The following is a 13,384-nucleotide window of genomic DNA, read 5'->3' as shown; positions in this document are numbered from 1 at the left end:
GTTTGATCCATTCAATCATATGCATAATATTATAACACGCTAAATTCCGGAATAAGTCCACCGTTCTGTGTGACAAAGATCACACACCGCGGGTTTTACAGGCTGTAATTTTGGAAATTCGTAATTTCCGGATCAATACTTTTACTATATGCCAGGATCCAATACTACCATTGCTGAATATTTAACCAAATATTTCAGTCATTTCGATAGTGAGCTGAAAGCATTGCTGGAGAAAAGAACCACCCTGCGCACGTTTGCCGCAGGCGAGGTAATGATGCAAACCGGCCAGTACTTCCGCGCTACCATGCTGATTGCAGCAGGCCGTGTAAAGCTGTACCGGGAAGGGGAAGACGGCGGGGAATTTTTCATGTATTATCTTGAACCGGGCGATGCCTGCGCATTGTCCATGATATGCGCTACCCGGCAGCAGAAAAGTGAAATAATGGCAAAGGCGGTAGAGGATACTACTGTTATAGCTATCCCTATTGAGCTGATGGATGAGCTGATGCTGCAATATAAATCCTGGTATTACTTTGTGCTGGAAACCTACCGGCAGCGTTTTGAAGAGCTGCTGGAAGTGATTGACAGCATTGCATTCCGCAGCATGGATGAACGCCTGGAATTTTATCTTAAAAAACAGGTACGGGAGCTGCACAGCAAACAGCTGCGTACCACCCACCAGGAAATTGCCAATGATCTCAGCACCTCGCGTGAGGTTATCTCCCGCCTGCTGAAAAAGATGGAGTACCAGGGTAAGGTAGCGCTGTATAAGAGCTATATTGAATGGCTAAGCGAGGTGTGAGTCCAGATTTATTGGATCAGCTGCGCAAAGGCGCGTTTGAGGGCGCCGCAGTGCTGGTGATGCCGGCGTAGCTGCAATGCAGACAGCGCGGGCTAAGCGCGCGCCTTTTTCGCAGAAATTGCCTTTTCAATTTCCACTGCAATAAACACCACTGAAGAAAGCATGCCGGTAATTACAAACTCCGCCAGGGAAAGTGATTGCGTATGAAAAACCGATTGGAGGAACGGTGTGTAGGTGATGGCCACCTGCAACAGCAAAACCAGCAGTACAGCGCCTGTAAGCGGCTTGTTTGAAAAAAGGCCCGTACGGAAAAGGGATTGTTTATCCGAGCGTATGGCCAGCACATGCCCCATCTGGCTTAGGCACAATACATTCAGCACAATGGTTTGCCAGTGCAGCCCATACCTGATTGCCCAGCTTTGCGCAGCAAGCGTGATACCTGCCATCAGCATGCCCACCCAGATCATATGTAAACCCCTTCCCTGGCTGAAAACAGTCTCCCCCGGGGCACGCGGTGGCCTGTTCATAATGTCTTTTTCCGCTTTTTCAAATGAAAGGCAAATAGCGGGCAACCCATCAGATACCAGGTTAATCCATAAGATGTGAATGGGCAGCAAAGCCACCGGCAGCCCTATGAACGGGCCTAACAGCAACGTCCATAGCTCGCCGGAGTTGGTGGTCATCAGGTATTTGATGAACTTAAGGATATTATCATAGATCCTTCTTCCCTCCCGCACCGCTTTTACAATAGTGGAAAAATTATCATCCAGCAATATCATGTTGGCCGCTTCCTTTGCCACATCTGTACCGGTAATTCCCATGGCTATGCCAATATTGGCGCGCTTCAGGGATGGGGCATCATTTACACCGTCGCCGGTCATGGCTACATAATGCCCCTTATGCTGCAGCGCTTTTACGATCTGCAGCTTCTGCTCCGGCGATACCCGTGCATATACCCTTATATGCTCTACCTGCGCGGCAAAAGTTTCCTTATTCATAGCTGCCAGCTCCTGGCCGGTGATCACCAGGTCATGCTCACTGGTTACAATGCCAATGCGTTGCGCAATATTCCTGGCGGTAAGCGGATGATCGCCGGTAATAATAACCGGTATAATGCCTGCTGTCTTGCACTGGGTTACTGCCTCCAGCACCTCTTCCCGGGGCGGGTCAATAATACCGGCCAGGCCCAGGAACTGCAAACCGCGCTCATGTACTTCTCCCGCAGGATCGGCAGGCACTGCATCCCAATACCGGCAGGCAAAACCTAATACCCGCTGCCCGGCGGCAGCCATAGCATCTACCTGTTCTGTGATGCCCGCTGTATCCGCATCGGTGCAAAGCTGCAGCAATACATCCGGCGCGCCTTTGGTGAAGGCAATATAACGGCCGTTATATGCGTGAAAAGTGGTCATTAATTTGCGCCCTGCATCAAAAGCTATTTCTGCCAGCCGCGGTCCGGCGACGGGGTGTACATCCAGTGTCATGGCAGCCTCCAGCAGCGCTACTTCCGTACTGTCGCCCCGGATATGCTGCTCCTTGTCAGGTACCGCATCATTATTCAGCATAAAAGCCTCCATTAATAACCTGCCGGCAGGCTGCTGCGCAAGCAAAGAGAGCTGTGCATGCCCATACAACCTGCCATTTACAAATACCTCTTCCACATGCATCTTATTAAGTGTAAGCGTACCTGTTTTATCTGTGCAGATATACGTTACCGCACCCAGTGATTCAACCGCGGGCAGCTTCCTGATGAGGGTATTGAAGCGTACCAGCCTTTTGGCGGATGTTGCCAGGGAAATAGTAATAACCGCCGGCAACGCTTCGGGGATGGCTGCAACCGCCAGGGAAATACTGGTGAGTATCATTTTCATTACGTCCTCACCACGCAGGTAACCGGCTATAAAAAAAACAAAACAAAGGAACAGCACCAGTATTGACAGCTGTTTTCCAAAGGAAGCCATCCGCTGCTGCAGGGGAGTAAGCGTTTCATCCTCCCGCAGCATCAATGCTATGCGGCCCAGCTCCGTTCGCATACCGGTGGCCACCACCAGCCCGGCGCCGCGGCCATATGTTACAAGCGTACCTTTAAAAGCCATATTCTTTTTATCGCCCAACGGCGGATCTGCTTCCTCCAGCGAAAGCGCTGTTTTCTGTACAGGATGTGATTCGCCGGTGAGCACCGCTTCTTCAATGGTGAGGTTGAAGGATTCAATAATACGCAGATCAGCCGGTATGGCATTACCGGCTTCCAGGAAAACCACATCTCCCGGCACCAGCTCCGCTGCGGCAAGCCAGGTGCTCACACCATCGCGCAATACCCTGGCTTGTGCAACCGCCATTTTCTTTAAGGCCTGCATGGCTTTTTCCGCACGGTATTCCTGTATAAAACCTATAAGGGCATTCAGCAGAACAATAATAAGAATGATGATCGTATCACTAAGATCTCCTATGATACCGGAGATCACGGCTGCAGCCAGCAGGATCAGTATCATCAGGTCCTTAAACTGCGCCAGCAATACACCGGCCGTGCTTTTTCTTTTACCTTCCTGCAGCTCGTTGGGCCCACCCTGTAATAACCTTTCCCGGGCTTCTTCCGTACTTAAGCCCTGGGGGCTGGTATCCAGCAGGTCCTGTATTTCGTTTATACTTAACCGGTGCCACTTCATAATATCTTAGCGATGGGTTATAAATACCGGTAAACGATGACTGCTGGTAACCTGCGTTACAAAACTATGTTTAAAGGTCCGGGAAATACCGGAGCGCCCAAATGAACCGCATACCAGTATAGGATCTTTAATTGCACTTAACCAGGTTTCAAAATATTTCCCCGGATCAGCATTCAGCAGCTCCAGTGTAAGATCACTGAAATGCCGCGCGGCCAGCTCCTGGATGTATGCCAGGTCCGGCATCTCAGGATCTGGTTTGTTTGAAGAATATACCAGGGTAGTGCTGTTCCTGCTTAGATTCGGGAATAAGCTGCTAAAGCTTTTAATGGCATATACGGCATCTGCGCTGCCATCGTAAGCTAATACATTTGATGCGGGGAAATTGAAATCCTCGGGGGCCAGTATCACCGGGCATTCCGCTTCATGCAGGGCCATGCGCAGATATTCATTCGGTATTTCGGCGCCGATGTTACTATAAAACTTTTCACTGCCCAGTATAAGCAGGTCGGCAAAACGGGTTTCTTTCCTGAGCTCCGGCATGGCAAAATCAAAACGGTCTTTATGTACACGGAACTCTATCTGGTGGCGTACACAGGCTTCTGAAAACATCTTCACCTGCCGTGCTATAATATCAGGATAATATTCTTCTATAATAGGTAAGAACGTGCCTGCGCCGCCATTGGCATAGTTAAGGGCGCCGGTAAAGTCAACCTGCGGTAAAAAAACACCGGTTAATAATATGGGCTCAATTTCATTCAGCCTGCGGGCAAATTCAAACGCGCCTTTTGAATAATGTCCGTCATCAAAAGCAAGCAGTATTTTTTTCATGACCTTATTTTTTAATGTTTTATAAGAGGTGCGGGATAAAATAACGTTTTACGCCTGGTGCAGCAGCCTTGTTACGGACGCCCTGTGTCCCTTCGATCTTTTTTGTGTATCATGGATCAGGAGATACTCAATAATGCTGTCCAGGCTGAGTATTCCGGCCAGCTGGTTATCATACAGCACGGGATAAACCGCATTATCCTGCAGCAATAGCTTATCAATAATGCTGTCGCCGGTACGCTCTCCCTGTAACATTTCGGGGGTTGTGGTGACCAGGGATCCAATAGTTTCGTTATACCGTCCTGCGGCAAGCGCCTGCGCATGGCCCAGCTCATGCAGCACCACGCAGGTAAATATGCTGGCTATGGCAATCAATGCCCAAATGGTTTGCCCGATGCTGGCGCGGCTTACCGCCTGCATGATCAATATCCAGGCAATCAGCAGCAGGAAGGTCCAGTGTATGTTTATACGTACTCCCATCACCGTTAGTAACCTGATCTTTTTCATGGTACTTGTTTTCTTTGCCATGGCCGGTAATTAATTGTGTGCAATAAAAACAGGATTCGATATAGTACCCACTACAGGCCGGCCGTGGCTGGGCGATAAGATGTTGGACGGCAGGCTGCGGCCATAAGCACCCATCACTACAAAAGCGTTACTTTTCTCCAGCAGGTATTCCAATAACCGGGTACGGGTGCGGCGGTCCTCTATGATCTCAAATTCTATATCGTCATAATGATCTTTTAACCATTCTTTCAGCTTATAGTTGTCGATGTTTGGTCTGCCCGGGGGCATCACGCTCAGGATGGTGGCTTTACGGTTACGCAATTCCGGGAACAGCTGGGTGAACTGCCGGATGGCAAATGCAGCCGAACGGCTGTTATCGCAGGTAAAAATGAGCTGCTCTATGCCTTCAAAGCTTTCAGGTGCTATTACCACCGGGCATTCAGATTGCTTCAGCACATCCCTGACAAAACCAGTGGGCGCTCCTTCCCTCTCCGCTGTGAAGCAGGTATTGGCATCAATTATAATAAGATCGGCATAGCGGCTTTCTTCTATTACTTCAAGAATGGGTACACCCCTGTCATGATGTACATTGCAACACACATCCCTAACCTCACAAGCCTCTTTGAAGTGTTGTATATTATCCTCACAATAGATCTCTTTTACTTCCCTCCGGGTTTTGCCGTATAGGCGGGTGCCAACGGCTGCTGCCTGTAATGCTTTCCTGGAACGGGTTTCATACTCCAGGTTTTCGAGAAAAACACCCGTAAGCCTGGAATGTGTCAGGTTACACAGGAAACAGGCAAAATCCAGGCATTTTATATTTAGCTGCACAGCATCTGTAACATATAAGATCTTTTCCATAAAATAAGTTTTGAGGTAAGATTGCAATGTGTACATGCTAAATTATAGGTTGATATAAGCGCAAAGAATGACCCTGCTCAGGCACAACGATGATCGTTGTCAGACGGCCATTTTTGTTTATTTGGCAGGAAAATAACCGGGGCTAAGGGTGTTCCATTTTATAGATGAAGGATCTGCAACCCGGCCCCTTTTATCCAGCACCTCAAACCCATTGGCTTCCAGGTAGCTGATATCCTGTTGAATATGCGGCAAGGGGATCATAAGCCGGGCCGTTAAATTTTACCGGCAGTTCTTTAAACCAGCCATAGGCCACATCACAAAAGAACTGTATAGCGATTGCCGTCACCTGTTGGTCTATTACCATCGAATCCACCCTGGTAGCAGAGAGGGAAGACATCCCATCCAACAAACCGCCTAACAGCTGTGGCCTGTAGCTTTAAAGCCATAAAACAGGTAAAACGTATTCCCGCTTTCATACAACTTTCGGGCGCTCGTACAATTTAAAAACATCTTCCTTTTTAAATAATTGTGTACCGGCATTCATGGTTGCTGCGCTGCCGCAGGCTACTCCAAACCGCACGCAATCACTTAGCGGAAATCCCTGCTCCAGCATATAGGCAATACCGGCAACCATGCTGTCGCCCGCCCCCACGGTACTAAGTGGGGTGATCTCCGGCGCCGGAATATGTTCGCTGCCATCTTTTGTGATCAGCCATGCCCCTTTTGGCCCCATGGATACTACCAACACCTCACAATTACCGGTTGCAACAACCTGCCTGGCAACGCTTTCAACTTCTTCTATCTGCAGGTATTCCCTGCCGGCCAGGCTGCAAAGCTCTGTAAGGTTAGGCTTAAGCAGGTACACGCCTTCCTGCAGGGCTAATTGCAGTGGTTTGCCGGAAGTATCCGCAATAAACTGTATGTTACGCGCTTTCGCAATACGGGCAATACGCGCATAAAAGTTATCCGGCGCACCAGGCGGCAGACTGCCACTGGCTACTATGATCTGCGGAATGGGATATATATTGCTGATAGCATGCAAACATTTTTCAATTTCGTCTTCACTCATGGCCCCTCCTGGTGTTACAAAGCGGTATTGTGCATTTGTAGCGCGTTCCGTAACGGTAAAATTCTCCCGCGTTTCTGAGGCCGTGTGAATGGCATCATAACGGATATGTGCCGCGGCCAGCAACTGCTGTAATCGTTTCCCATTGGCGCCGCCCTCTGGGAAAACAGCCAGGCATTCACCACCCAGTAGTTTTATTGCCTTGCTTACATTAATGCCGCCACCGCCTGCTTCAACAAGCGGTTCTGTACAACGTAATTTTTTGTCCCGGATCAGCTTTTGCATTGTAGTTGTTCTGTCTATTGCCGGGTTTATAGTCACTGTAAGGATCATGGCTTCACTATTTTGCAGTTTGCTTAAGTAAATTTTCCCTGGGGGCTTTGGGAATTTCACATTCTTCCCTTACCGTATTTATCAGGTATTGCAGGTGTTCTGCTTTCACGTCATCGTAGTCTGCCGTTGTTATAGTTTCACCTTTTTTTCTTGCCAGCCAGGCCCCCATCCTGAGCAGTAAACGATCCGTCCAGGATAGGTTCTTAAAAATCAGCCGGCCCGGTAAGAAACAGAAGAAGCAACGTTGCCGGATCAGTGGCGGTACATTGTTTTCAATAAACTGTTCCAGCTTAGCCCGTTCATTTAATGGAGTACCGCATACTATGAAAAAAAAGAGCCTTTTATCCAACAGCATGGCCTGGTTATTAAGCATCCACTCGCGTAACTGCAGCTTACCAATGTAAATGCTGCTGCCCATAATTACGTAATCTGCCAAAGCAAATGCAGAAGGGCTTTCATCACCTGCCGGGAACACCGGTAATGCCAGGGCATCAGCCAGCCAATCTGCGTACTGAAGGGTAGCGCCATACTTTCCTTTATAGATTATGATACCTTTCATAACAGGTATATTTAAGGATGAGTGATAAATACAGGTATATCCATATTGCGCAAAACATTCTCTGCTTCGCTATGATGGAAAAAACGGGATAGACTGCTTCTGCCAAATGCGCCATAAGTTACCAGGCAATTCCTGTGGTGTGACAGCAGGTTTAAAAATTCCGCCGCAGGATCGCCCTGCAGCACGGTATATTTCACCTCATCATAATGGTTATCAAGGTAGTTTGCAACCAGTTTTTCGTTCGGCAAAGTGGTGTGATTACCCTCTGCAACATATACCAGGTTTACGGGTACATCACTGAGGTCGGGGAATAGTTGCGTGAACTGCCGGATGGCAAACATGGAGGAGAAGGTACCGTTATAGGAGAAAATGAGCTCTTTTATGCGGATACTTTTTTCCGGCAATACCATCACAGGACATTGTGCCTGCACCAGCACATCTTTTACGAACTGTGGCGGCTTGCTATCATACAAGGTGGCCAGAGAAGTACTGCTGCTGATAAGCAGCAGATCGGCAAACCGGCTTTCCTCAACTACTTTTTGCACCGGTGAGCCAATGGACTCGTGCAAGGTAAACTCCACCTCGCCATCGCCACAGATAGTGAACAGATAGTCGAGATGTTCTTTCCGCAGGCGGTCCCGTTCAGCAAGGCTTTCGCGTAACAGTGCCTGATAGTTCGCTGTATAGGCCTCAGGGTAAGCGCTGGCCAGTGGTATGCCACCTGCAATAATATTTTCGAGAAATACAATGCTAAGCTTACCGTTCACTTCTCTGGCAATAAATTTCATATTACTTAGCAGGTCTTCAGAAAAATTCAGCACATCCATAGCAGCAACGATCTTTTTCATAACAATTGGGTTTTATAATGTGTTATTTGTACTTGCCATCATAATCGGCGCCGTTCAGATATTTCCGGTATAATGCATCCGGCAACGATTCATTTCCCGCATCAAAAATTAATATCATGCAGGCAATGGCCAGCAGGACACTGCAGGGGAACGCAGAGCCGGCGCCCAATGGTGCAATGGCAATAAGAAAAAAGGCGGCCGCTCCAAGCGCAGCTTTCATCCATCCGCGTTTCCAGCCTATTAAAATACCCGTTATGAGCTGCATAACTGCAATGGACATAATATAGGATGTTATATGACGGCTGAATGCGCCCCTGATAAATGTTTCATACAGCGGGGATGCCGTCAGATCGGCATAAACCAGGTAGCGTGCGGGATAATAAATAGCCAGGATCCCGTTATAGCAGCCCGCACCTAAGAATATCAGGCTTATGATGGCCCGGGAGATCAAAGGCCGCTTTATTGCCAGCACCAGCAATAAAAGTGCTATTGCATTGGATAGCATATATTCGGGTGACAAAATATTACCACGCATAAAAAGCTGTTTTAAAATATGAACAAGCGGGTTTATAAAGCATGGTGCCTGGCTGCTTTCAAATATTGGTTAAACCAGCTGATAGCACTACCCACCACGCGTGCCATGGCGTTATTTTCAAGGAAAAGCTGGCCCGCGCCTTTTATTTCTACTAATTTCTTCCGGCACTGCAGCTCCTCCATTGCAAAAAGATTATGTTCCAGTATATCATGATCAAGATCTCCCGCTATCAATAATACCGGGGTATCTACTTTCGGCAGAATATCGCCCGCCATGTCCGGCCGGCCACCATGGCAAACCACGGCCAGCACATTAGGCAGGTAGTAGGCGGCCCTTAGTGCGGCGGCGGCGCCGGTACCTGCTGCCAGGTAGCCAATGCCCAGGTGAGCTGCCGGTGCGTAACCTTCCAGCCATTCCGTAACACCGGTGAGCCGGCGGGTCAGCAGCTCAATATCACAACGTGTATAATAATACGCTGCATCCTCCTGCTCCGTCAGCAGGTCTAAAAGCAATGTACCATATCCCAGCTGCTGTAATTCCTGCGCTATTTTTTGGTAGCGGCGGCTAAACCGGCTGCGGCTGCTGGCATGGCAGAAAACCACGATGGACTCAGCACCCTGGGGAAGTGTAAACGCTCCCTCCAGGGTAACCTTGCCCACCGGGATTTTGACTGTATCATGAAAAAAGCATTTCATAAAAGAATAGTTAAGCATTGTTCAGGGTAAAATGTTGTGGTGGTATCTGCTACAGTTAGCGGATAACCTTTTTTCCGTTCTCCCTTGCAATATACTTTAATGACAATCCCTGTTAAATGACCGCCGGCAAGCGTTTTGCTGATCGTTGTCAGCCCGGCATCAATTCATAACCTGCTGTAGATGCAGCTGTAAAAGCTGGGTTTCCCATTGCTTGATTATATACCTGGTCTTTTCCATCAGGTCTCTAAACTGCAGCAGGTTCTGTGAAAGGTTCCTGATAATTGCTGCTTCCGTCTGTGGTAGTTCAAAATCTACTTTTCCAATGCCAGGAGCTATTCGTTCACTAAGAAAATCGTTCATAATACCAGTGCTGTCAGCAAACTCTGATATTACCACCTGTATGTGCTTTATAGTACCAATGCTTACCACCGCTGTTTCCTGCTCGAAAGGCCCCGGATCAGACAGCTGTTTTTCAATATTCTGCTGCACATCGCGCTGGTAAATGGAAAGGATACCGCTATAGGTTTCCAGGGCATCTATCAGCTCTGCATAGAACAACAAATGCCTTCCATGGCATTGTTTAGAGAACAAGAGGCTCACCTCCCTCAGCTGCGCAAGCAACGCAGCTGCAGTGGGAATGTTCTTTTGCTGCATCATCATTAACAGCACCTGTGCGTTCAGCCCATAAAGGCTGTATTCGAGATCATAATGATCCAATAGTCCCTGCAGGTCTTGTTCATTTGCATAACGCTTGTATATAAATCTTCCATATTGCTCCAGATCTCCGAAGGGAAAAAATTCAAATCCCTCACAAAACTTCTGCTGCAATTCCGGATATGAAAACGAGTGGTTCATGATCTGGAGCTTATTATTAAGGATGTGTAATGAACACAGGAATATTGATGGTACGCAGCACCGTTTCCGCATCACTGTGATGAAAGAACCGGGAAAGCCTGCTTCTTCCATACGCGCCATAGGTTACAAGGCAGTCGTTCCGGTGTAACAGAAGCGCCAGGAACTCCGCTCCCGGACTGCCACTCAGCACGGTGAATCTAACGTCTTCATAATGCTCCTCCAGGTACTCCCTCAGCAGCCTTTCATGCGGCACCTGTTTATGATCACCTTCCGCAACATAAACAACATTCACCCTGGCATCGGAGAACCCGCTGAAGAGCTGTGTAAGCTGGCGGATGGCGTACATGGAAGAAAAGGTGCCGTTATATGAAAAAACCAGCTCGCTAATGGGGTGCAGCTTTTCTGGCAGCACCATTACCGGGCATTGCGCACGTGCCAGTACATCTTTAACAAAGGCCGGCGGGTTGCTGTTAAGCAACATAGCAAAAGACGTGTTGTTGTTGATCAGTAACAGATCGGCAAACCGGCTTTCTGTTATTACCTCTTCTACAGGTAAGCCCTTTGCCTCATGCAGCCTGAAATCCAGATTATTTGCCGCACAGATGCGGTTAAATTTCTCCAGGCTCTCCTTCCGGAGTACCTGCATTTGTTCGCTGGCTTCCGCGGCCATGCGGGCATAATCCATGGTGTACATATCAGTGTATGCATTTGCCAGCTGAAACTCCTGCGCCGTAAGGTTTTCCAGGAACACAACTGTAACATGGCCATCCAGCTCCTTTGCGATATATTGATAGCTCTGCAGCTCTTCCTCCGTAAAATGAAGGGCATTGATAGCAGCAATGATCTTTTTCATATTAATTAGTTTAAGGATCTTATCAGTTTTATTTTTCAATATTGTTTGTTTCCGGCTGGTCTCCGGACCATCAGCCCACAGCAGGCGGCGCCGGCCTGTGAGCAATTTTATGCGGCCAGCGTATATTCAGCAGCAGTGAACCAAATACCAGGAAGATCACCAGCAGGTTGATCAGCCAGCCCAGCACAGGCACCAGGGAAATAAATTTCAGTACAATGAAAATACCCAGCGCATTGGAAACCAGCCTCCAGAAACCGCGCTTTTTCTCATAGTTTGCATTTACCCAGTTAGCCAGCACCACAGATACTATTACAGATGCAAGCAACAACAGGGATACATAGGCAATAAGCATTAACAGCGCAATAGGAATGCCTGCGAGGCTCAGGAAAACAATTATAATGGCAACCGGGGTAAGCGCCACAAATAACAACCCTACACCGGTAAAACGGGATACATTACCGGGAATGGATTCGCCGGCCTTTTGCATGGTTCTTCCAAAGAAATACTGAATAAGGATAATGAATAACAATGCAGTGGTCAGGTACCATACCAATACCAGGAATGATGCAAAACCAAGATAATGCCAGCGGGGCTGATCCATTTTCAATGATGTATCAAAAACAGGCTGCCCATTCTTTACAGCGGCTCCAAAATCTGCAGTTCCGTTACCATTCCAGTACCGTACGCTTTTTAGCAATGCAGCATGCGGGCCAACATATAATTTCTGAGCGGCTATGAGTGTATTACCCTTTACGGCGCCGGTCAGGTTCAGCTCTACAGCGCGTGCATCCAACGGCCCTTCTACCAGGCCATTTATCTTCAGCTTTCCGCTGCCCGCCCTAACCATTCCTTTTATGGTGCCATCCAGCTGCACCTCTCCCCCACCGGTCAGCAGGTTGCCCTCAACTACAGCGGGCCGGCTTATTTCTATAGTGCCACCGGTGATCACCAGGTCGCCGGCTATGAGCTGCTGCACATGTATATTACCACCTGCACAGCGCACATCATCACCACTAACACCATTCAGGGTTACATTGCCACCGGCTACCAGTATGTCATTGGTCACCGTATCATTAATGATAACGGTGCCGCCGGCTACGGCCAGGTCGCCATGTACCGGTGCATTAATGGTTACCGTACCGCCGGCAATATACAGGTCCTCATTCACCGGCTTGTTAATTAAGATATGCGAACCGTATAATACACGCTGACTAAAGCCGGTTACCGGTAACCACAGGAGCAGCAGGAATATTAAATTTTTCATGGTTTGCAGGTTAATCATTTACAATAAAAAAACAGGATATAAGAAGCTGAGCCCGGGTAAGTTCCTGCCCGTGCGGCCAGACAGGAACTTTACGGGAGCAGGCTGATGTTATTTTACATCAATGTGCATACTGGCAGTATCTTTCCGGGCTTCTTCTTTCTTAGGCAGTTTCAGGCTCAAAACACCATCTTCATAATGCGCTTCTATTTTATCCCTGCGGATAGTTTCCGGCAGGTTAAAACTGCGGGAGAAGCTGCTGTAATTGTATTCCTGACGGCTGAACCGCCCATTCTTTTCTTCTTTCTTTTCCTCTGTTTCCGCACTGATGGTAAGCACATTGCCTTCCACATCGATCTTAAAATCATTTTTCTTTAAACCCGGGGCAGCCATGGACACTTTGTAGTTGTCCTTATCTTCACTTACGTTCACTGCGGGAACTGTAGCTGAAAAGGAGCGGCCGCCGTTAAAGTCCAGGCCCCAGTCTCTCCAGGGTTTAAAGAAATCGTCGAATAAAGAGGGGAAGGCGGGAGTTTGTTTGGTTAATGCTTGTTGTGACATAATTACCTCCTGTTTTTTTATTGGTAAAAGATTTACAGTACTAAACTATCACTAAACATACCTGTGGAAAATGACTATGCTCAAGTAAATGAATGATCGTCATCAACCCGCCCGTATGCCTCGTTTGCCGGGTTATAGTGTGAGCTCCACCATATAG

General features: G+C 48.1%; 15 protein-coding genes. 1 reads left to right on the top strand and 14 read right to left on the bottom strand.

Annotation, left to right across the window (positions count from 1 at the left end):
* The first annotated feature begins 148 nt into the window (after nucleotides 1–148).
* Entirely contained in the window at nucleotides 149–802 is a 654-nt protein-coding gene (locus VIM87_RS17095; protein ID WP_331998171.1) for a Crp/Fnr family transcriptional regulator, read from the top strand.
* Nucleotides 803–894: 92 nt separating this feature from the next.
* Here the strand turns inward: VIM87_RS17095 and VIM87_RS17090 are convergent, their stop codons facing one another.
* The 14 genes from VIM87_RS17090 to VIM87_RS17025 all read right to left on the bottom strand — a co-directional run bounded on the left by VIM87_RS17090 (nucleotide 895) and on the right by VIM87_RS17025 (nucleotide 13,227).
* Nucleotides 895–3,468 (bottom strand): cation-translocating P-type ATPase, encoded by a 2,574-nt coding sequence (locus VIM87_RS17090; protein ID WP_331998170.1) that lies wholly within the window; start codon nucleotides 3,466–3,468, stop codon nucleotides 895–897.
* 6 nt (nucleotides 3,469–3,474) lie between these two features.
* On the bottom strand, nucleotides 3,475–4,296 hold the full coding sequence (locus tag VIM87_RS17085) for a hypothetical protein (RefSeq protein ID WP_331998169.1): 822 nt from the start codon (nucleotides 4,294–4,296) through the stop codon (nucleotides 3,475–3,477).
* 48 nt (nucleotides 4,297–4,344) lie between these two features.
* Nucleotides 4,345–4,800: a hypothetical protein gene (locus VIM87_RS17080; protein ID WP_331998168.1), complete on the bottom strand. Its 456-nt coding sequence runs from the start codon at nucleotides 4,798–4,800 to the stop codon at nucleotides 4,345–4,347.
* Nucleotides 4,801–4,830: 30 nt separating this feature from the next.
* Complete coding sequence (locus tag VIM87_RS17075; protein WP_331998167.1) at nucleotides 4,831–5,661, bottom strand: universal stress protein; 831 nt, start codon at nucleotides 5,659–5,661, stop codon at nucleotides 4,831–4,833.
* A 117-nt stretch (nucleotides 5,662–5,778) separates the two neighbouring features.
* A complete protein-coding gene (locus tag VIM87_RS17070; RefSeq protein WP_331998166.1) occupies nucleotides 5,779–5,922 on the bottom strand; it encodes a hypothetical protein in 144 nt (47 codons plus the stop codon).
* Between the two features lie 211 nt (nucleotides 5,923–6,133).
* Nucleotides 6,134–7,060: a 1-phosphofructokinase family hexose kinase gene (locus VIM87_RS17065; protein WP_331998165.1), complete on the bottom strand. Its 927-nt coding sequence runs from the start codon at nucleotides 7,058–7,060 to the stop codon at nucleotides 6,134–6,136.
* A 7-nt stretch (nucleotides 7,061–7,067) separates the two neighbouring features.
* A complete protein-coding gene (locus VIM87_RS17060; protein ID WP_331998164.1) occupies nucleotides 7,068–7,619 on the bottom strand; it encodes a flavodoxin domain-containing protein in 552 nt (183 codons plus the stop codon).
* An 11-nt stretch (nucleotides 7,620–7,630) separates the two neighbouring features.
* Nucleotides 7,631–8,467: a universal stress protein gene (locus VIM87_RS17055; RefSeq protein WP_331998163.1), complete on the bottom strand. Its 837-nt coding sequence runs from the start codon at nucleotides 8,465–8,467 to the stop codon at nucleotides 7,631–7,633.
* A gap of 22 nt (nucleotides 8,468–8,489) precedes the next feature.
* Nucleotides 8,490–9,002 carry a hypothetical protein gene (locus VIM87_RS17050; RefSeq protein ID WP_331998162.1) on the bottom strand — a complete coding sequence of 171 codons (513 nt, stop codon included), beginning with the start codon at nucleotides 9,000–9,002 and terminating at the stop codon, nucleotides 8,490–8,492.
* A gap of 32 nt (nucleotides 9,003–9,034) precedes the next feature.
* Nucleotides 9,035–9,697 carry an alpha/beta hydrolase gene (locus VIM87_RS17045; protein WP_331998161.1) on the bottom strand — a complete coding sequence of 221 codons (663 nt, stop codon included), beginning with the start codon at nucleotides 9,695–9,697 and terminating at the stop codon, nucleotides 9,035–9,037.
* 159 nt (nucleotides 9,698–9,856) lie between these two features.
* A complete protein-coding gene (locus tag VIM87_RS17040; RefSeq protein ID WP_331998160.1) occupies nucleotides 9,857–10,552 on the bottom strand; it encodes a hypothetical protein in 696 nt (231 codons plus the stop codon).
* Nucleotides 10,553–10,568: 16 nt separating this feature from the next.
* Complete coding sequence (locus tag VIM87_RS17035) at nucleotides 10,569–11,405, bottom strand: universal stress protein (protein ID WP_331998159.1); 837 nt, start codon at nucleotides 11,403–11,405, stop codon at nucleotides 10,569–10,571.
* Nucleotides 11,406–11,475: 70 nt separating this feature from the next.
* Nucleotides 11,476–12,669, bottom strand: coding sequence for a hypothetical protein (locus VIM87_RS17030; RefSeq protein WP_331998158.1), 1,194 nt, complete (start codon nucleotides 12,667–12,669; stop codon nucleotides 11,476–11,478).
* Nucleotides 12,670–12,777: 108 nt separating this feature from the next.
* A complete protein-coding gene (locus tag VIM87_RS17025) occupies nucleotides 12,778–13,227 on the bottom strand; it encodes an Hsp20/alpha crystallin family protein (RefSeq protein ID WP_331998157.1) in 450 nt (149 codons plus the stop codon).
* Nucleotides 13,228–13,384 lie beyond the last annotated feature (157 nt).

The organism is Chitinophaga sp. (genome assembly GCF_036569125.1).
Classification (GTDB): domain Bacteria; phylum Bacteroidota; class Bacteroidia; order Chitinophagales; family Chitinophagaceae; genus Chitinophaga.
The sequence above is the reverse complement of the archived record's forward strand: the minus strand, read 5'-3'. Positions and strand labels throughout refer to the sequence as shown.

Bases quoted from the DNA above. Each gene is read 5' to 3' on its own strand.
- VIM87_RS17095 (WP_331998171.1), top strand. From the start codon at position 149: ATGCCAGGATCCAATACTACCATTGCTGAATATTTAACCAAATATTTC.
- VIM87_RS17090 (WP_331998170.1), bottom strand. From the start codon at position 3,468: ATGAAGTGGCACCGGTTAAGTATAAACGAAATACAGGACCTGCTGGAT.
- VIM87_RS17085 (WP_331998169.1), bottom strand. From the start codon at position 4,296: ATGAAAAAAATACTGCTTGCTTTTGATGACGGACATTATTCAAAAGGC.
- VIM87_RS17080 (WP_331998168.1), bottom strand. From the start codon at position 4,800: ATGAAAAAGATCAGGTTACTAACGGTGATGGGAGTACGTATAAACATA.
- VIM87_RS17075 (WP_331998167.1), bottom strand. From the start codon at position 5,661: ATGGAAAAGATCTTATATGTTACAGATGCTGTGCAGCTAAATATAAAA.
- VIM87_RS17070 (WP_331998166.1), bottom strand. From the start codon at position 5,922: ATGATCCCCTTGCCGCATATTCAACAGGATATCAGCTACCTGGAAGCC.
- VIM87_RS17065 (WP_331998165.1), bottom strand. From the start codon at position 7,060: ATGATCCTTACAGTGACTATAAACCCGGCAATAGACAGAACAACTACA.
- VIM87_RS17060 (WP_331998164.1), bottom strand. From the start codon at position 7,619: ATGAAAGGTATCATAATCTATAAAGGAAAGTATGGCGCTACCCTTCAG.
- VIM87_RS17055 (WP_331998163.1), bottom strand. From the start codon at position 8,467: ATGAAAAAGATCGTTGCTGCTATGGATGTGCTGAATTTTTCTGAAGAC.
- VIM87_RS17050 (WP_331998162.1), bottom strand. From the start codon at position 9,002: ATGCGTGGTAATATTTTGTCACCCGAATATATGCTATCCAATGCAATA.
- VIM87_RS17045 (WP_331998161.1), bottom strand. From the start codon at position 9,697: ATGAAATGCTTTTTTCATGATACAGTCAAAATCCCGGTGGGCAAGGTT.
- VIM87_RS17040 (WP_331998160.1), bottom strand. From the start codon at position 10,552: ATGAACCACTCGTTTTCATATCCGGAATTGCAGCAGAAGTTTTGTGAG.
- VIM87_RS17035 (WP_331998159.1), bottom strand. From the start codon at position 11,405: ATGAAAAAGATCATTGCTGCTATCAATGCCCTTCATTTTACGGAGGAA.
- VIM87_RS17030 (WP_331998158.1), bottom strand. From the start codon at position 12,669: ATGAAAAATTTAATATTCCTGCTGCTCCTGTGGTTACCGGTAACCGGC.
- VIM87_RS17025 (WP_331998157.1), bottom strand. From the start codon at position 13,227: ATGTCACAACAAGCATTAACCAAACAAACTCCCGCCTTCCCCTCTTTA.